13 protein-coding genes are annotated in these 18,101 nt (G+C 73.7%); 6 read left to right on the plus strand and 7 right to left on the minus strand.

The window, feature by feature from the left end; translation table 11 throughout:
- The first annotated feature begins 50 nt into the window (after nt 1-50).
- Together OG310_RS29965 and OG310_RS29970 are read left to right on the plus strand one after the other, a co-directional pair.
- The gene (locus OG310_RS29965; RefSeq protein ID WP_329458951.1) at nt 51-1,217 is read left to right on the plus strand and encodes an exonuclease SbcCD subunit D; all 1,167 of its coding nucleotides are present in this window, start codon (nt 51-53) and stop codon (nt 1,215-1,217) included.
- Nucleotides 1,214-4,216 carry an SMC family ATPase gene (locus OG310_RS29970; RefSeq protein ID WP_329458952.1) on the plus strand — a complete coding sequence of 1,001 codons (3,003 nt, stop codon included), beginning with the start codon at nt 1,214-1,216 and terminating at the stop codon, nt 4,214-4,216. Before OG310_RS29965 ends, OG310_RS29970 begins: the two co-directional genes overlap by 4 nt.
- Nucleotides 4,217-4,394: 178 nt before the next feature.
- Here OG310_RS29970 and OG310_RS29975 read toward each other — a convergent pair whose 3' ends face one another.
- Nucleotides 4,395-4,841, minus strand: coding sequence for an Lrp/AsnC family transcriptional regulator (locus OG310_RS29975; RefSeq protein ID WP_329458953.1), 447 nt, complete (start codon nt 4,839-4,841; stop codon nt 4,395-4,397).
- 94 nt (nt 4,842-4,935) lie between these two features.
- Here OG310_RS29975 and OG310_RS29980 point away from each other — a divergent pair, with 94 nt between their 5' ends.
- Entirely contained in the window at nt 4,936-5,466 is a 531-nt protein-coding gene (locus OG310_RS29980) for a rhodanese-like domain-containing protein (protein WP_329458954.1), read from the plus strand.
- A 219-nt stretch (nt 5,467-5,685) separates the two neighbouring features.
- Here OG310_RS29980 and OG310_RS29985 read toward each other — a convergent pair whose 3' ends face one another.
- From OG310_RS29985 to OG310_RS30005, 5 genes are all read right to left on the minus strand, one after another.
- Nucleotides 5,686-6,561, minus strand: a complete 876-nt coding sequence (locus tag OG310_RS29985; protein ID WP_329458955.1) for an ATP-grasp domain-containing protein — start codon at nt 6,559-6,561, stop codon at nt 5,686-5,688.
- 174 nt (nt 6,562-6,735) lie between these two features.
- The gene (locus OG310_RS29990) at nt 6,736-8,418 is read right to left on the minus strand and encodes a DUF885 domain-containing protein (RefSeq protein WP_329458956.1); all 1,683 of its coding nucleotides are present in this window, start codon (nt 8,416-8,418) and stop codon (nt 6,736-6,738) included.
- 160 nt (nt 8,419-8,578) lie between these two features.
- Nucleotides 8,579-9,934 carry a GNAT family N-acetyltransferase gene (locus tag OG310_RS29995; protein ID WP_443078909.1) on the minus strand — a complete coding sequence of 452 codons (1,356 nt, stop codon included), beginning with the start codon at nt 9,932-9,934 and terminating at the stop codon, nt 8,579-8,581.
- Nucleotides 9,931-13,071, minus strand: coding sequence for a hypothetical protein (locus OG310_RS30000; protein WP_329458958.1), 3,141 nt, complete (start codon nt 13,069-13,071; stop codon nt 9,931-9,933). The genes OG310_RS29995 and OG310_RS30000 overlap by 4 nt, the downstream gene beginning before the upstream one ends.
- Entirely contained in the window at nt 13,068-14,444 is a 1,377-nt protein-coding gene (locus tag OG310_RS30005) for an SWIM zinc finger family protein (protein ID WP_329458959.1), read from the minus strand. Before OG310_RS30005 ends, OG310_RS30000 begins: the two co-directional genes overlap by 4 nt.
- Before the next feature lie 172 nt (nt 14,445-14,616).
- Between OG310_RS30005 and OG310_RS30010 the strand changes: the two genes are divergently transcribed.
- Both OG310_RS30010 and OG310_RS30015 read left to right on the plus strand, forming a co-directional pair.
- Nucleotides 14,617-15,027 carry a VOC family protein gene (locus OG310_RS30010; RefSeq protein WP_329458960.1) on the plus strand — a complete coding sequence of 137 codons (411 nt, stop codon included), beginning with the start codon at nt 14,617-14,619 and terminating at the stop codon, nt 15,025-15,027.
- Nucleotides 15,028-15,367: 340 nt separating this feature from the next.
- Nucleotides 15,368-16,129, plus strand: coding sequence for a GntR family transcriptional regulator (locus tag OG310_RS30015; RefSeq protein ID WP_329458961.1), 762 nt, complete (start codon nt 15,368-15,370; stop codon nt 16,127-16,129).
- Nucleotides 16,130-16,315: 186 nt separating this feature from the next.
- On the opposite strand, the gene OG310_RS30020 is transcribed toward OG310_RS30015, so the two are convergent.
- Nucleotides 16,316-17,473 carry an ROK family transcriptional regulator gene (locus tag OG310_RS30020; protein WP_329458962.1) on the minus strand — a complete coding sequence of 386 codons (1,158 nt, stop codon included), beginning with the start codon at nt 17,471-17,473 and terminating at the stop codon, nt 16,316-16,318.
- A 116-nt stretch (nt 17,474-17,589) separates the two neighbouring features.
- Between OG310_RS30020 and OG310_RS30025 the strand changes: the two genes are divergently transcribed.
- Nucleotides 17,590-18,030 carry a nitroreductase family deazaflavin-dependent oxidoreductase gene (locus OG310_RS30025; protein WP_329458963.1) on the plus strand — a complete coding sequence of 147 codons (441 nt, stop codon included), beginning with the start codon at nt 17,590-17,592 and terminating at the stop codon, nt 18,028-18,030.
- Nucleotides 18,031-18,101 lie beyond the last annotated feature (71 nt).

Consider the following 18,101-nt stretch of genomic DNA (forward strand, 5'->3'; position numbering starts at 1 on the left):
CCGCCGGGGCCGGCACGGGCTGTCGTACCCCACCGATACGCTCAGGGATCATGAGATTCCTGCACACGTCGGACTGGCACCTGGGGCGGTCGTTCCACCGGGTCAGCCTGCTCGACGCCCAGGCCGCGTTCCTCGACCACCTGGTGGCGACGGTGCGCGAGCGCGACGTGGACGCGGTCCTGGTCGCGGGTGACGTGTACGACCGCGCGGTGCCGCCGCTTGCCGCCGTCGAGTTGTTCGACCGCGCGCTGCACCGGCTGGCCGGGGCCGGAGTGCCCACAGTGATGATCTCCGGCAACCACGACTCGGCGCGCAGGCTCGGCGTCGGCGCGGGACTCATCGAGCGCGCGGGGATCCACCTGCGGACCGACCCGGCCGGCTGCGCCACTCCGGTGCTGCTGTCCGACGCGCACGGCGACGTCGCCTGCTACGGCCTGCCGTATCTCGAACCGGCCCTGGTCCGTGACGAGTTCCGGGTGGACAAGGCGCGGCACGAGACGGTGCTCGGTGCCGCCATGGACCGGGTCCGCGCGGACCTCGCCACCCGGGCCGAGGGCACCAGGTCCGTCGTGCTCGCCCACGCCTTCGTCACGGGGGGCGCGCCCAGCGACAGCGAGCGGGACATCACCGTCGGCGGGGTGGCGTCCGTCCCCGCCGGTGTCTTCGACGGCGTCGACTACGTGGCGCTCGGCCACCTCCACGGTGCCCAGCGCCTCACCGACCGCGTCCGCTACTCGGGTTCGCCCCTCACCTACTCCTTCTCGGAGGCGGCGCACCGCAAGTCGATGTGGCTGGTCGAGCTCGGGCCCGCGGGGGAGGTCGCAGCGGAGCGGCTCGACTGCCCGGTGCCCCGGCCCCTCGCGCGCGTCAGGGGCCGGCTGGAGGAGATGCTGGACGATCCGGCACTGACCCCGCACGAGGAGGCCTGGGTGGAAGCGACGCTCACGGACGCGGTCCGCCCGAAGGACCCCATGGCGCGGCTGGCGGCCCGCTTCCCCCACACGCTCAGCCTGCTGTTCGAGCCCGAGCGCACCGGGGATGATCCCGGGGCGTCCTATGCCAGGCGCCTGGAGGGCCGCAGCGACCAGCAGGTGGCCGAGGACTTCGTGGCCCATGTGCGCGGGGGCTCGGGCCCCGACGCGGGGGAGCGCACCGTGCTGCGCGACGCGATCGAGGACGTACGGGTGGACGACGCGGTGCGCGAGGTGGCCCCGTGAGACTGCACCGGCTGACGGTCACCGCGTTCGGTCCCTTCGCGGGCACCCAGGAGATCGACTTCGACGCCCTCGCGAGCGCGGGTGTCTTCCTGCTGCGCGGACAGACGGGCGCGGGCAAGACGTCCCTGCTCGACGCCGTCTGCTTCGCCCTGTACGGCGGGGTGCCCGGCGCCCGCCAGAAACCAGGAGTCGTGCTGCGCAGCGACCACGCTGCGCCGGGCACGCTCACCGAGGTGACACTCGACCTCACCGTCGCGGGCCGCCGCGTCGAGGTCACCCGCAGTCCCGCACAGCAGCGGCCGAAGAAGGGCCGCGCCGGATTCACCACGGTCAAGGCCGCGAGCACCCTGAGGGAGTACGACGCGGCGGCGGGCGCCTGGCGGGCGCTCAGCCGCACGCATCAGGAGATCGGCAAGGAGATCACCGAGCTGCTCGGCATGAGCCGCGAGCAGTTCTGCCAGGTGGTCCTCCTGCCGCAGGGCGACTTCGCGCAGTTCCTCCAGGCGGACGCGGAACAGCGCGCCAAGCTGCTCGGCCGGCTGTTCGACACGCGCAGGTTCGCCGCCGTCGAGGAGCGGCTCGCCGAACTCCGGCGTGGCGCGGAAGCGCGGGTGCGGGCGGGTGACGAGCGGCTGTGCGCGACGGCACAGCGCATCGCGCAGGCCGCGGGCCCCGGGGGCGCGCCGCCGTTGCCCGAGGCGGGGCCGGGCGATCCCGGCCTGGCGCCGGACATCCTCGCCTGGGCCGCCATGGCGCGCTCCCTCGCGCGGGAGCGGTGCGACATCGCGCAGGGCGCGCAGGACGCGGCGGCGGCCCGGCAGGCCGAGGCCCGCGCCGACCTGGACCGGCAGGGTGAACTGGCCCGGCTGCAGCAGCGGTTCACCGAGACCCGGGAGCGCGCCGCGGCGGTCGAGAAGTCCCGCGCGCGGAGGGACGAAGCACAGGAGGCACTGGACGCGGACCGCAGGGCCGAACGCGTCCAGGAGGCGCTGACGCACCGCGACGTCGCGGTGCGGGAGCACGAAGAGGCCCTTGCCGCCCACGCGTCCGTCCGCCGTCCGCTGCCCGGGGACCTGGCCGACGCGGGTGCCGAACAGCTCACCTCGGTGGAGCGCACCGTACGGCAGGAACTCGGGGAGCTCGCCTCGGCGCGCGTGGCGGAAGCGCGGGTCCTGGAGATCCACCGTGAACGGGCCGAACTGGAACGCCAGTTGCAGGCCGACGAGGACGCCGTACGCGAAGCGGGGGCGTGGCTCGCCGGATGGGACGACCGGCAGGCCGGCCTGCGGGAGGCGATCGAGGAGGCCCAGCAGGCCGCCACCCGGGCGGAACGCTTCGCGGGCCTGCTCGACCCGGCCGTCCGGCGGCTCGAAGCGGCCCGTGAACGGGACGCGGCGGAGCGGGCGGAGGCCCTGGCCGGGGCCCGTGCGACGCGCGCCCGCGAGACGGCGGCCGCGGCCCACGAGAAGTGGCTCGACCTGCGCGAGCGGCGCCTCGACGGCATGGCGGCCGAACTCGCCGCGGGCCTCAGGACCGGCGAGCCGTGCGCGGTCTGCGGCGCCGTCGAGCACCCGGCACGCGCGCGCCCCGCCGACGGCCAGGTCGACGCGGCGGCCGAGGACGCGGCACAGGCCGCCCACCGGTTCGCGGAGGAGGAGCGCCGCACGGCCGACGACGCGCACACGCGGGTACGGGAGACGTACGCTGCGGCGCGCGCCGCCTCGGGCGACACCCCGGTGGTCGAACTCGCAGAAGAAGCAGCCCGGTTGACCCGGGAACACGACACCGCGCGGACAGCGGCCGCCCGCGCGCACCCCGCGCGCGAAGCGCTCGCCACGGCGGAGCGCGAACACCGCGACCGGCAGGCGGCCCGGCAGCGGTCCGAACGCGCCGTCGCCGCGCTCACCTCCCAGCGCGAGGCGCTCGACCGCGAACAGGGATCCCTCTCCGAGGAACTGACGCGGGTGCGGGGCGCCGCGTCCGGGATCGCCCAGCGCGCCGCCGAACTGGAGCGTCGCGCGGACCTGCTCGCCGCGGCGGCCGACGCCGTGCGGGGCGTGGAGATCACGGCACGCCGGCTCAAGGACGCCGACGCGCGTGTCTCGGACGCGGCGTTCCGGGCCGGGTTCGACACGCCCGCCGCAGCGGGTGCCGCGCTGCTGGACGGCCCCGCGAGGCGAGAGCTCCAGCACCGGATCGACGCCTGGCAGCGCGAGGCGGCGATCGTCGCCGAGCGACTCGCGGAGCGGGACGCCCATGACGCGGGCGCGCGTTCGCCGGCGGCCCCCGGCGCGGCCCGCTCCGCGCACGACGCGGCCGAACGCGCGCTGCGCGACGCCTCGACCGCCCTCGCCGCCGCGCGGGAGCGTCGCACGGAACTCGGCGACCTGTCAGCACGTGCCGAGGCGGAGGTCCGGTCCCTCGGCCCCCTGCGCGGGGACTACGACCGGGTGGCCGGGCTCGCGACCCTCACCGCGGGCACCTCAGCCGACAACGAGCGGCGCATGCGCCTGGAGTCGTACGTGCTGGCGGCGCGCCTCGAACAGGTGGCGGCGGCCGCGACGGTCCGCCTCCAGCAGATGTCGTCGGGGCGGTACGTGCTCGTGCACACCGACGCCCGGGTCGGCCAGCGGCGTTCGGGCCTCGGCCTGCAGGTCGTTGACGCCTGGACGGGCAGCGCCCGCGACACGGCGACCTTGTCGGGCGGCGAGACGTTCTTCGTCTCCCTGGCCCTCGCACTCGGCCTCGCCGACGTCGTCAGTGACGAGGCGGGCGGCGTGCGCCTCGACACCCTCTTCATCGACGAGGGCTTCGGAACCCTGGACGATCAGACGCTCGACGAGGTCCTGGACGTGCTGGACGGACTGCGTGAGCGGGATCGCAGTGTCGGCATCGTCAGCCATGTCGCGGATCTGCGCCGCCGGATCCCGGTCCAGCTGGAGGTGGTCAAGGAGCGCCACGGCTCGGCGGTTCGGCTGCGTACGGCGCCCCTGGACTGACCCGCCAGGAGCGCCGCAGGCGCGCACGGCTGCCGGGCGTGGCAGGCCGCGGCCCGGCAGGTGTCCGCGGCGGTGGGCGACAGCCGCCGGGCGCGGTGCGGGGCCGTGCGGGAGGTGAAGTGACGACCGGATTCGTGCCTTTGGGCAGCCGGCGGACGGGATCGCCCCCGGGGTCCGGTCAGTGTCCGAGCGGCCTGCGCGGCAGCGGCGAGGAGTACACGACACTCGTCGTCACGGAGCCGAGCCCGCCGATACGGCCCGACACCTCCTCCAGGTGACGCATCGACCGTGCGGCGACCTTCAGTACGAAGCAGTCGTCCCCGGTGACATGATGCGCCTCCAGGATCTCCGGCATCGCCTCGACGAGATCGTGGAACGGCTTGTAGTTGCCGTGCGGATAGCGCAGCCGGACGAAGGCGAGGACCGGCAGGCCCACCCGCTCGGGCTCGACCACGGCCGCGTACCCGGCGATCACGCCGGCCTCCTCAAGCCGCCTGACGCGCTCCGTCACCGCGCTCGCCGACATGGAGACCGACCGCGCCAACTCGGCGAAACTGGCCCGCCCGTCGCGTTGGAGGACGTCCAGGATCCGCCAGTCGGTGGCGTCCGGGGAATACGCGGTCATGACCGATGAATAGCAGGGGAATCGGCGCCCGATCAACCGGGAGGCCGGGAATCGTCTCTTCATGGAGCCGCCGGACGACCGTAGATTTCCCGCCATGACCAGATACACCGCACCCGGCGAACCGTTTCCCGTCCCCGTCCCCGTCCCCGTCCCGGTCCCCGTCGCGGCGGGCGCGGTACTGCGCGTGCCGCCGGCCGCACCCGCCGAGGCGGTGGCGTACTTCCAGGCGGGTCTCGCCTTCCACACCGACGTCTCCGACGTCGCGGCGGCGCTCGCGGCCGGCACCGACCCCGGATTCGTCCTCCTCGACGCGCGATCCGAGGAGTCCTGGCACCAGGGGCACATCCCCGGCGCCGTCCACCTGCCCACCGCGCGGATCGCCGAGGAGGCGGGGCACCTGCTGGACCGGCGCGCACCGGTGGTGACGTACTGCTGGGGCCCGGGCTGCGACGGCGCCGCGCGGGCAGCTCTGGAACTCGCCAGGCTCGGCTTCGCGGTCAAGGAGATGCTCGGCGGTATCGAGTACTGGATCCGCGAGGGCTTCGAGACCGAGACGGCCGACGGCCGTACACGCCGGATCCCCGACCCGCTGACCGCGCCCGTGTCGGCGGCGTGCGGCTGCTGATCCCCCTATTCCGCCTGCCACCCGCGACCTGCGGCCCGCAGCCCGCCCGGGGTCCGGTTCCGTCGGGGCCGGACCTCAGAACCCGGGTGTCTCCCGGTCACCGGATCCGCCCGCAGGCGGGCGCCGCCACCCGGAGACGACCGGAGCAATCGGCGAGCAGGGCTCAACGGGTCCGGCCCAGGAGGCGGGCTCCGCTCCGGCGGATCCCGCGAGCAGAGCTCAGTGGGGTCCGGCAGGGCCCGCCGCCAGCGCCGCGAAGAGCGCCGACGCGTCCGCCGACGGCGGCAGGCCGGACACCTGCCCGTCACCCACTTCGACCACTCTCCACCTGCCGTCCCGCCGCAGCGCCAGATCCGTGGTGACGAACCGGCAGGCGAGCCCCCGGACGGCCGCCGCCACGGCGTCGAGTTCCGGCGCCGGCAGGTCGTCGGGCGTGTCCGGGTGAGCTGTCGTCAGGACCGGATCGCCGTCCACCCACCACACCCGAGCCTCGCCGCCCGGCGTGAACGGCTCGTGGCACCGCACGACCAGCCCGCCCGTCAACGCCTCGTCCTGCAGGGCGAACATCCGGGCCACCACCCGCGACAGCGACGTCGCGTCGGCGAGGGAGGACACGTAGCACGCCTCAGTCCACTCGTGCTTGCGTGACTTCACGTAGTCCTTCACCACGGCGGCCCCCGGCCCGAGCGGGGACACCAGCGCCACGAGGTCACGCCGGTCCGGTGGTGCGCCCGGGGCGCACGGACGCCAGACGCTGCGCGGCGTGAGTCCCTCGAATGCCTCGTACCAGCCCGGCAGTTCGTGCGCGCGCCGGTACGCGGCGGCGTCGGTGAGAAGCCGGCAGCCGCGCTCCGCCAGGCCGCCTCCCAGCGCCGCGTACGTGCCCGGCGGCATCATCCACCCCCGGTACCAGTACGGACCCGACCCGCGCGGCACGCGCCGCAGCGCGCCCTCGGCATCACCTGCCGCGAGCGCGTCGTGGTCCAGCAGGGCGACGCCGGCACCCGCCGACGCCGCGCTCCACGCCTCCTCGGAGAACACCGGATCGACCCGGCCGGGGCGCAACGGGTCGGAGCAGTACAGAAAATCCGCCATGTTGCTGAAATCCTCCGCCCCGGCCGGCGCTTGCCCGATGCCCGATGCCCGATGCCCGATGCCCGATGCCCGATGCCCGGAGCCCGGAGCCCGGTGCCTGGGTGGCACCGGGGCCGTGACCGTCCTTGCGCGCGCCGCTCTGCCGGTCGGTCGGTCGGTCGGTCGGTCGGTCGGTCAGAGCTTCGACAGCACGTCGACCAGATCGTCCAGTCCCAGCGAGCCCTGCGAGAGCGCCGCCATGTGCCAGGTCTTGAGGTCGAAGGCGTCACCCTGCCGCGCGCGGGCCTTCTCCCGGCCCAGCAGCCAGGCGCGTTCGCCGAGCTTGTAGCCGATGGCCTGCCCCGGCATCGACAGGTAACGGACCAGTTCGCTCTCCACGAAGTCCGCCGGCCGGCCGCTGTGCATGCCGAAGAACTCCTGCGCGAGAGCAGGCGTCCACCGTTCGCCCGGGTGGAACGGCGACTCGGCCGGGATCTCCAGCTCCAGGTGCATGCCGATGTCGACGATGACCCGGCACGCACGCATCATCTGCGCGTCCAGGTAACCGAGCCTGCGCTCCGCGTCCGGCAGGAAACCCAGCTCGTCCATCAGCCGTTCCGCGTACAGCGCCCAGCCCTCCGCGTTGGCGCTGACCATGCCGACGGTCGCCTGGTAGCGCGAGAGCCGGCCCGCGATGTGCGTCCACTGCGCGAGCTGGAGGTGGTGGCCCGGCACGCCCTCGTGGTACCAGGTCGACACCAGGTCGTACACGGGGAAACGGGTCTCGCCCATCGTCGGCAGCCAGGTGCGGCCGGGGCGGGAGAAGTCCTCCGAGGGCGCCGTGTAGTAAGGGGCCGCCGCACCGCCGGCGGGCGCGATCATCGCCTCCACCTTCCGTACGCGGGGCGCGAGTTCGAAGTGGGTGCCGTCGAGCGCGTCGATGGCCTCGTCCATCAGGCCCTGCAGCCACTCACGGACCTCGGTCACGCCCTCGATGTGCTTGCCGTGCTCGTCTAGGTGGGCGAGCGCTTCCCATGGCGTCGCCCCCGGCAGGATTTTCGCCGCCTCGGCCGTCATCTCCGCGTGCAGCCGGTGGTATTCGGACCAGCCGTACGCGTACGCCTCGTTCAGGTCCAGGTCCGTGCCGTTGAAGTAGCGCGACCAGCGCGCGTAGCGCTCCGCACCGACGGTGTCGGGCGCTCCCGCGACGGCCGGCGCGTACACGTCCCGCATCCAGTCGCGCAGGTCCCGCACCGCGTCCGTGGCCGTCCGCGCGGCCGTCGTCAGTTCCTTGCTGAGTGGTTCCGGCGCCTGCGCGACGAACTCCTCGAACCAGCCGTGCTCCTCGCCCGCCCAGTCCGTTAGCTGTTCCACGAAGGTCGCGGTGGGTCGCGGTCCGCCCTTGAGTCCGCGCTCCAGACCGAGGCCGAGCGAGGCGCGGTACCCCTCGAACGCGGCCGGGACCGCGCCGAGACGGGCGAGCACGGCGGCCCAGTCCTCGTCGGACCCGGTCGGCATCAGCGTGAAGACTTCGCGGACGCTGTGCGCGGGTGAATGGATATTGCTCACCGCGCGCAGGTGCTCGTCGGCCTCGTACACCGCCAGTGCGGCTGTCAGCCGCTCCCGCAGCAGTCGCCCGCACAGCCGCTCGGCGTCGCCGTCCGCCCCGGGCTGCCGCTCGGCCTCGTCCAGCCGCGCGAGGGTCGCGCGGTCGAGTTCGGCCTGCGCCGCGCTTCCGGCGGGTGAGAAGTCGGGAAGACGGCCGTTGCTCTCCTTCACACCGAGGTAGGTGCCGGTGATGGGGTCGAGTTCGATGAGTGCGTCGACGTAGGCGTCGGCGACCTGACGGGGCAGCGCGCTGCCGGCTGTGTCTGACATGTGGACATCCTCTCCGACGGGAGGCCGTCCGTCACACCCCCTTTCCCCGGGGACTCCCTTGTCACGCCGCGACCGCCGTCGTCCCCCGCCTGTGAGCGGCCCCTTCCCGGGTGCCGGCCACGCGTGCGGCCCGGCGCGGGACGCACGGCGTCCGCGCGGGTCAGCGCTCCGGCCGGCCCGCCTCGAACAGGCCGGGTTCCCCGTCGGGGGCGAAGGCGCGCACGGCCTCGTGGTCCAGCGTCGCCGTGATCACGACCGTGGTCTCCTCGACCTGGTAGTCGAGCGGCAGTCCGAGCTCCCGCATCGCCGCCACCATGCCCTTGTTGCTCTTCTGCGTCACCGCGTACACGTGGGCGCAGCCCTCGCGCACGGCCAGCACGGTGAGCCGGCTGAGCAGCGCGGAGCCGATACCCCGCCGCTGCCACGCGTCCTCGACGAGCAGGGCGACCTCCGCCTCTTCGCCGTCCCACAGGAGATGGCCGAGGCCCACCAGCCGGCCGGAGGCCGTGTACGCGCCGAGGGTGCGGCCGAACCGGGGGCTGAGCAGGTGGCTGAGGTAGCCGTCCGCGTTACCCATCGGGCCGTGGTAGCGCAGGCGCAGCGTGCGTTCGGAGCAACGGTCGTGCAGGGCGACGGCCTCCGTGTGGGCCCCCTCGCCGATCCTGCGCATCGTGACGCCCCCGCCCACCGGGGGAGTGACGCTCTCCTGCCCGTACGGCTGCCGGGGGCCGAGGCTCGCGTCGAGGGCGACCAGGGCCCGCGCCCTGGCGAACTCGCTGGGGGTGAAGGGGAGCGACGGCCGCTCCACGACCACCGTGCCGCCGGTGCCGTCCCGCAGCCGCATCGCCGTCCCGTCCAACGCCCCTTCCACGGGCACGCTTTCGGGCGACGGCACACCCGTCGGCGAGTACGCGGGCACGGAGCGAACCGAGCACCGGCCGAGCAGCGACCGCAGGGCGAGCGGCAGTTCGGCCGGATCGAGCGCCGTGCAGGTCGCCAGCGCGAGGGCGCGGGCCGGTGCGTCGACCAGGTCGTGCGCGTCGGCCCGCTCCACCCAGATGTCCGTGCCGCCGCCCCTCCGCACCGCACCGAGCAGGTCGTCGGCGAGGAGCGGCGCGGGCGCGCGGAGCAGGAACTCGTCGACCGTGCCTGCCGTGAGCGGATGGGTCTGAAGGGTGAGGATGTCGATCCGGCACTTCGCGAGTGCGGCACAGAGCCGGGCGAGACTGCCCGGCCTGTCCTTGACGGTGGCCCGCATCCGCCACAGCGATGTGCCGTCCGCGGTGTCGGCGGTGGACGCGTCGGCTGTCCTGGAGAGGTGCAGGAAGTCGGTGATGCGGCGGGGCCATGGGTGGGGGCCCCGCGCGCTCGTGCCGGTCGTCGGATCACTCATGGGACCACTGTGGCCCGTTGGTGTTTCGTGATCACGAACAGAGTATGTCTGAGAGGTTAAGGCTGGTTTTGATTGCCTTTGGGTCATTTTAGGCCGTTCTTGGCATGGGACTGTCGGTCTCAGGGACGCAAAGCGGTCAGGAGGCGGTTCGCCTGCGTTTTCAACTGGGAAGTCCCTTGCCGCTCCCGCACCTGCGCGAGACCGGCCACTTCCCCTTGTGCACCGCACCGCTCGACACAGTCGGCGGCCACGGACAGTATCTCCCCCGCTCGCGGGAGTGACGAGACGTCGGTGAGAACTACCGGGAGCACACCGGTGAGCACGGTCCACACCGTGGCGTACGCGCCGGTGCGCGCCGTCGTACGCAGCGCGTCCGCCAGGCGATTGAGCTTCACCACGCCCTCCACCACCAGTGGCCCCAGCTCCGTGCCGACCGAGCGGCCGTCGAGCAGGCCACGGGCCGCCAGCATCAGCAGTGCGTCGATCGCCGCCAGCCGGTCCTCGGGATGCCGGGAGCCGAGTCCGTGGGCCAGGGCGCGGTGCACCGAAGGGCCTGGCGTGCCGCCCTTCTCGGCCAGCAGCGGCAGCCACCACGCCGAGCCGCGCGGTGCGGCGTCGCCGGGCCGGCCGTCGTAGCGGGGCATGGGCAGCAGCGCGGACCGCAGCAGACCCGCCGTGCTCTCCATGTCCTGAGGCAGTACCGCGAGGAGCGCGGGGTCCTCCGCCGTTCCGTACGAGGCTGCCGTGGGCGCCGATATCTCGTACGTGTCCAGCCAGCGGAACGCAGGCGGCCAGGACGAAGCATCCCCTACGGGCTCGCCTGGCCGCACCGCCGCTCGCCCCGCGCCGGTCGCCACCCCGGCCGTGGCGTCCCGGGACACCGCACCCGATCCGGCGCCGGCACGGGGCACGAGCACCGAAGGCGCGGTGGGCACCTCGCTATCAGAGGCCTCCGCCGGGCTGACGCGCACGAGTCGCGCGTGGAGGACGGCCCGCCCGTCTCCTGTGTGCCCGGCGTCCACCGCGTCGCTCGCGGCCGCGAGCGAATCGCCCCCTCCCGCCGTCCCTTCCGACGCCGTGCCGGCCGGACGCTCCCTCGCGCGATCCGAAGCGCCGCCCGCGGCCGGACCGGTGTCCGCGTCGGCCGGGGGCCGCGCCGCCGGCGGAATCCGCATACCGGTGCCCCCCGTGGTCGCCACGAACGGGACCGCGGGCGTCTCGGGCTCCGGCGTCATCACGTGCGTCCTGGTCAGAGTCAACGGAGCGCCCAGACCCGGGACCGCTGCCTTGTCGTCGGCGCCCGCCTGGGCCGGCACCCAGTGCACGGGGGCCTGCCGCACCGGCCGCCGCACGGCCCTCATGTCCGGCTCCAGTCGGCTCGGGACGACCAGGGCGGGCAGAGGCGCTTCCCCGGCGGACAGCCAGTCCGCGAGGCGATCGCCCTCCGGGGTGCCCAGCGCCCGCGCCGACGCGACCGTCGCCGGGGCCCCGGCCCGGGCGACCCGCAACAGCGCCTGTGCGAGGTCGAGAGGTGCGGGAACCGTGCCCAGCCCCGCAAACTGACGCAGACGCTCCACCAGCACAGCTGCGTCCAGTGATCCCGAGGTATCGGTCGGGGTGGCGAGGAGGAACGGCAGCGTTCTGGTGCGCACCCGGTGGGCCACCTCCCACGCCCGGTGCCGCAGCACCGTGGCCAGCCGCTGTGACGGCGCGTGCACCGTTTCCGGCACGCTCTCCAGCATCCCGGACAGCGCCTGGGTGCCGACCCGGCCCAGCAGGGAGCCCGCCACGACCTGGATGGGCGGCGCACTGTGCAGGAGTTGGTGCGTGTGGAAAACCCGGTGCAGTTCGTCGTCCACCAGCCAGGTGCCCGCGAGGGATTCGGCCAGTGCCATGCGCAGTGCGTCCGGATCCCGGTACGCGTGCCGCACCAGCCCGTCGAGGAGCCGTTCGGCGCTCAGGCCGTCACCGTCGGGTCCGCGTGCCGGGGCTCCCACGGCCGTCGCCACCTCGGCCGCCAACTCCCGTACGTCCCACGGCGGATCCGGCAGTGGCCCGGGTGTGAACGGCACCGGAAGGACCTCCTCGTACGGCTCCGCGTCATCGTCGTCGGGCCGCCGGCCGAAGAGGGCCGCCGCCGCCCTCCGGTGAACCGGAGCGAGCTCGCCGGCCTGGACGGCGATCCGCTCGCGTACCTCCTCGTCCACGTCGGCCAGATGGCGGCCCACCAACGCCAGCGCACGCTCCTGGAGCCCCGTGTCGGTGTGGCCGAACAGGCTCTCCGCGAGCACGGGCAGCAGCACGGCCGCTGTCGAGCGGTCCGCCACCAGCACCCGTCGCACGAGGGTCAGCTGCGATCTGACCAGCTTCTTCTCCGGCCGGAAGAACACCGCCGCCGACAGGTCCGCCAGCAGCGTCGGCGGCAGATCGCCGGACCCCGCGAGCCCGGCGAGCACCGTCTGCGCCATCGCGGCCACCGGGCCCGCCGCGTCTGACGCCATGCCCATCCAGTCGGTGATCCGCGCCGCCCGCTCGTCGCCGTCCGGCGCGAGCGCCGAAAGCACGGCGAGGAAGAACGCCTGCTCGTTCGGCCGCCCGCCGCGCAACAGCCGGGCCACGCACGCGTCCAGGACCTCCCCCCGGGGCACGGTCCCCCCGGCCGCGAGCGCGGCCAGGGCGGCGGGCCAGTCGTGCGGGGAATCGGCGCGCAGCGGCAGTTGCTCCGTCACGAACAGCAGGGGAACCATCGCGGCCGCCTCCGGATCCCGGAGCAGGCCTTCGAGCAGGGGGCGCCGCTCGGACATGTGCCACATCGCCCAGCCGCGCACGGTCCCGTCGCTGACCGGCAGCCTGCGGCCCGCCGCCCGGCACAGTTCGAGGATCAGCGGGAAGTCCTCCTGCGCTGTCGACGTCCTGACCGCGAGGCGACCGGCGACATCGCCCAGCCACTCCGGTTCCCGGTGGCGGAGCACCCTCAGCAGGGTGCCCACCGGTGCCCCGCGCCACTGCCGCAGGTCCCGCCCGCCGATCCAGGCAGCGGCGGCGGCCGCACCCGTGTGGCAGCCGGCCCCGGCGACCAGCAGGGCGGAGCGGATGCCCTCCCGCTCGCGCCAGCGGTCCCACTGCCACGACCTGACCTCGGCGCGCAGCGCCTTGAGCGCGGCGAGTTCCGTCTTGCGTCCGGCGGGGTCCAGCCGTTCCAGCAGGTCCGCGACCTCCGGTACGCGCCCTTCCCGCACCGCTTCGAGCAGTTCCGTCATCGCGCGCCTCCCGTGATCGCGGCGGCCGAGCGGCGGGCCATGCGAGTCGCCAGCGCGTGCTTGCACGGGCCCCTGCCGCCCCGGTGATCCGTCCACCACTGGCACGTACAGCTCAGACTTCCGCCCGACTCGCGGACCCGGTACACGCGTTCGCCGGACGACACCGCCGCGTACGACGCGTCCTCCAGCCGCACGGCGCCGGTGGCGAGCAGCGCCCGCGCGGCGGCCAGGCGCGGGTTGTGCTTCTCGGCGCCGTCCCCGCTGTATGGCAGTTCGCGATGGAAGTAGGCAGCGTCCGCCAGGTCGTAACCGACGCGGCCCGCCGTACCGAGCCGGACGAGCGCCGCGCGCACCCGCTCGGGCGGAAGTCCGGACTGATCGGCGAGGTCCGCCACGTCGATCCGCGGCTCCCAGGCCAGCAGTACGGACAGCAACTCCGCGTCCGCCGCCGCCTCCTCGGTCGCGAGGGCCTCAAGCACACCGCCCTCTCCGGAGAAACCCCGCGACGCGTCCGGCGAGAGCGTCAGTGTCAGCCGCATCCCCGGCAGATCCACCTCCCACGCGCTCGCCGTGGGCGCACCGTCCGGTACCGGGCCGTACACCCGCAGGGCCACGGCCTCCCGCAGCACCCTGCCCAGCGCCGCGAGACGCTCCGGCCCCGGCAGACAGACGGCTCCCTGCACAGGACGGGATGTCGGCCGCAGTGTGGGCCCCGAAGGGACGACCCACATCGCGCCTCCGGGCCGCCCGCCGCCCTGAGGGAGCGCTCGGAGGAATCGCACCGCCTCGGCCGCGGACAGTTCGGCCCGCAGATCGAACCCCGCACACGCGACCTGGGCCTCGGCGAATCCGCGCAGCCACCGGTCGGGGAGAGGGACTTTCTTCTCCACCACCGCGCCGTGCACCGTGCTCACCGTCAACGCGTCCGGGCCGACGCGCAGATGGAGCGGATCCTGCCCCGTCAGCCGTGAGAGTGCCTCTCGCAGAGGGTTGTTGACGTCCACGTTGGTCGTGCCGTGTCCGCACTCCGTCCCTCCGAGGCCCTGCTCCAGCACGTCCAGGCGTGCGTACACACCACAGCAGCCGGAGAAGGACTCGAAACGCAACCGGTCGCCGTTGCCCGTCACCACCGGATCGAGTGAGGCGCGCAGCCTCGGCCGGAAGTAGCGCGCCGCCGCCACGTCGGCGACGGCGAGCAGAGCGCCGGCTGCCGCCTTCGGCGAGGTCAGGAAGCCGGAGAAGAAGCGGGGATGGGCCTCGGTGCCCCTGGGCGTGAGACCTGACGATGTCTCAAGTCCGAGTAGTGGGCCGCCCGGTGTGTTCTCCAGTGCGGACATGCGGGAATAAGCGAGAACCTGCGCGGATCGCGTCATGGGGAAAACGCTAGAGGCCACCACTGACAATCGGTCGCGGGACCGAGGACCAACGGACGATCGCCCCGGGCCGCATCGGTGCCTACGGTGTGATCACGGCCGGTCGACCCGCCCGGTCCGGATTCGTCCCGGCCGTGGCGCGGGCACCGGATCCCGACGAGAAAGGACTCCCGTGCCGATCAGCGGCCAGGCCCACATCAGGATCGCCCGCCCCTCCCGCGACCTCGAAAGCGCGGAACGGTTCTGGAAGGACGGACTCGGACTCTCCGTCATCTACCGTGACGAGGGGAGTCGGGAGCCCGGCGAGCACGCACTGCTGATGCTGGGGCACCCGGACGCCGGCTGGCACCTCGAACTGGTCCATGAGGCGGCGGCGCCCGTCGAGCCCCGGCCCACGGATGAGGACCTGCTGGTCGTCTACCTCGCGGGGGAGGTGCCCGCCGCGCTCGTGAGCCGCCTTGAGGAGTGCGGCGGCAGGCGTGTGGAATCCCCGAACCCCTACTGGAACCGCTGGGGGATCACGATCGAGGACCCCGACGGCTACCGCCTGGTCCTGTCCGTGCGCGACTGGTCCAACAGCTGACGGCCCCGGGGCGGGGCGGGGCCGGGACGGGACGCGTTCTCAGTGGCGTGCCCCGACGGGCAGCGGCGCAGGTCCGTCCCCCGGGCCTCCTCGAAACGGTGCTCCCGCGCCGTCGAGCCCCGGCGCCCCCGCCCCGTGAGCGGGGGACGCCGGGGCTCGCGTCATGACGGGGTGCCCGGCGGCGGAGGAAGGGCCGTCGAGTGAGCTTTGGGAACGCTCCCATTTCCAGGGCATTGGTCTTGACCAAGTCCCCCGGGCGTCCTATGGTCCTTTTAGTGCAGGAACCTTTAATAAATAAGGGCATGGAATCCTGCGGACATGGCGATCGCGGAGGCGCAGGGTGGGGACCACGCAGCTGGAGACAGTGCCGGAGCCGAAGTACTGGCACCTCAAGAACGTGCTCGGTGAAGCCCTCGACTCCGAGTTCGCCGTCGGGGAGATCCTGCCCAATGAGCGCGACCTCGCGGCGCGCTTCGGTGTCGCCCGGGCGACACTCCGGCAGGCGCTGGAACAGCTGGAGCTGGAGGGCAGGCTGCAGCGCCGGCGCGGCGTCGGTACGACGGTGGCCCCGCCCCGTCTCGGTGTCGACGTCTCGACCTCGAACGCGAACGGCCCCGGCGCGTCCGACGACACGTGGCAGCCGCTCGACTGCGTGGTCGCCACGCCGCCGGCCGCCGCCGCGCGCCTGCTGGAGAGGGGCGGCGCCGAAGAAGTGCACACCGTCCGCCGCGTCCGCTCCGCGCACGGCCAGTGTGTGGCGGCCGAGCTGCTGTACGTGCCGGCCGGGTCCGTACCCGATCTGTCCGCCATAGACGCACCGTCCGGTCCCGCCCGCGCCCGCAGCGTGCTGCGCGAGCTGGAGCGTTTCGGCATCGAAGGACAGGACAGGTCCGTCGAGCTCGGTTCGGCGCGCGCCGACGACGCCAAGGAGCTGGACCGCCTGCCCGGCGCGCCGGTCCTCGTCGTCACGACGCGCTACCTCGCGGGCGGTCGTACCGTGGCCGTATCGCTGGCCACCTACCGTGCCGACACGTGCCGGCTGACCTTCGGGGACGCCGGCGAGGTCGAGATCAGCGACGAGCCCGAGCGCCGCGCCTCCTGATGTCCTGACCCGTCACCGCGGACGGGCAGGGGCGGGCCGGCCGCGATGTCTGCCAAGGCCGCACGGCGGTTCGATCACACGGGCCGCCCCTGCGAGGCCGGCCGCCCGCGCGATCGTGCGTTCCGTGTACCCGAGCGCCGCCGGTCCCGGCGCCCGTAGCGCACCGGATCATGAACGGCCCGCCGCTCAGCGGCGGGCCGTCACCGTACGCTCCACCGCGAACAGTTCCTCCTCGACGTGGTCGAGCGCGAGCCGCAGCGCCCCGGTCGCCACCGCCGCCTCGCCGAGCATCGACAGCTCGACCCGCGGCGCCCGCAGGCAGAACCGTGACAGTTCGCGGCGCAACGGCTCCAACACCCCGTCGAGCCCCGCGGCCCAGCCGCCGATCACCACCAGTTCGGGATCGAGCGCGAGCGAGAGTGCCGCCACGTCGTGCACCAGTCGCCGGGTGAACCGCTGCATCGCCTCCACCGCCCGTTCGTCGCCTTCCCTGGCGAGGGCGAAGACCTTCGTCACGGCCTGCTCGTCCAGCGGGTGGAGTGGCTCGTCCGTCGTCGACAGCAGGGTCTCCGGCGTGGCCTCGCGCCCCAGCAGGTGGAGCGCGCCGATCTCGCCGGCCGCGCCGCCGAACCCGCGGTGCAGCCTTCCGCCGATCAGCGCTCCCGCCCCGGGACTCAACCCCGCCAGGACGAACACCACGTCGTCGGACTCCGTGGCGACGCCCTTCCACTGCTCCGCCACGGCGGCCGCGTTGGCGTCGTTCTCCACCACCACCGGGCACTTGAACGACCGGCGCAGCCGCTCTCCCAGTGGCAGCCCCGTCCAGCCGGGCAGCGCCGTACCGAGCCGCACCGTGCCGTCGGCCTCGACGATCCCGGGGCTGCCGACGCCGACCGCTCGCAGTGATCCCCGGGCGACGCCGGTACGGCGCAGGACGTCCGCGACCACCTGACGTACCCGGTCGAGGCGTTCGTCCGCGTCCGCCTCCTCCGACACGTCGCGCCGGCCCGCACCGATGATGCGTCCGTCGAGCGCGGAGAGCAGTGCGGAGACCCGGTGGGGCCCGATCTCGATGCCCAGCAGATGCCCCGCCTCCACCCGGAAGCGGAACTTGCGGGCCGGACGTCCCTGCTTGCGTGCCTCACCGTCGTCCGGCGGGGCCTCCACGACGAGCCCGCCCTCCATCAGACCGTCCACCACACCCTCGACCGTCGGTCGGGACAATCCGGTGATTCTGCTCAGATCCGTCAAGGTGAGCGGGGCGCTGTCCCGCAGGGCGTGCAGGACGACAGCGGAGTTGATCCGCCGTAGCAGTGAAGGGTCTCCGCCGGTCAACCGCCCCACGATGCCCTCCCTGCCCGTACGCGTGTGTCCGGGATGCTACTCGCTGGTTGCGTACCGGGCGAGTGCAGGTGAAGGCTGGGCGGGTACCGATCAGAGATCGATCCGGAGGAACGACGATGGCGGAACACGACGACGCGGTGATCAGCCCGACGGGCTGGGTGGCCGAACAGGCGAAGGAATATGCGGAGTCCGGCGGCACCCGGGGTACCGATGTCAACGGCTCACCCTGCCTCCTGCTCGACTACCGGGGCCGCACCTCAGGCGTGTGGCGCCGCACCGTCCTCATCTACGGACGGGACGGTGAGGACTACCTGGTCGTCGCGTCCAAGGGTGGCGCCGACGAACACCCGCTCTGGTACCTCAACCTGGTGGCGGAGCCCGACGTCCGCGTGCAGGTCGGGCCCGAGCGGTTCGCCGCGCGTGCCGAGACCCTCTCCACCGGCCAGAAGGCTCGCGTGTGGCCCGGACTGCTCGATGTCTACGCGCCCTACGCCGATTACCAGGCGAAGACGGAACGCGACATCCCCGTGGTCCGCCTTCGCCGCGCCCAGGGCTGAGCCTCTTCGCGGACCGCCACCTTTCGCGGCCGAGCGCTACCGGGTGGACCTGGGTGGACACGTGTGGACCC

It is taken from the genome of Streptomyces sp. NBC_01497, from assembly GCF_036250695.1.
In the GTDB taxonomy this organism is placed as follows: Bacteria; Actinomycetota; Actinomycetes; order Streptomycetales; family Streptomycetaceae; genus Streptomyces.

Excerpts from the sequence above, each read along its gene's own strand:
- OG310_RS29965 (WP_329458951.1), top strand. The coding sequence starts at position 51 with ATGAGATTCCTGCACACGTCGGACTGGCACCTGGGGCGGTCGTTCCAC.
- OG310_RS30025 (WP_329458963.1), top strand. The coding sequence starts at position 17,590 with ATGGCGGAACACGACGACGCGGTGATCAGCCCGACGGGCTGGGTGGCC.
- OG310_RS29975 (WP_329458953.1), bottom strand. The coding sequence starts at position 4,841 with ATGACCGCGTATTCCCCGGACGCCACCGACTGGCGGATCCTGGACGTC.
- OG310_RS30005 (WP_329458959.1), bottom strand. The coding sequence starts at position 14,444 with ATGACGCGATCCGCGCAGGTTCTCGCTTATTCCCGCATGTCCGCACTG.
- OG310_RS29980 (WP_329458954.1), top strand. The coding sequence starts at position 4,936 with ATGACCAGATACACCGCACCCGGCGAACCGTTTCCCGTCCCCGTCCCC.
- OG310_RS29985 (WP_329458955.1), bottom strand. The coding sequence starts at position 6,561 with ATGGCGGATTTTCTGTACTGCTCCGACCCGTTGCGCCCCGGCCGGGTC.
- OG310_RS29990 (WP_329458956.1), bottom strand. The coding sequence starts at position 8,418 with ATGTCAGACACAGCCGGCAGCGCGCTGCCCCGTCAGGTCGCCGACGCC.
- OG310_RS30000 (WP_329458958.1), bottom strand. The coding sequence starts at position 13,071 with ATGACGGAACTGCTCGAAGCGGTGCGGGAAGGGCGCGTACCGGAGGTC.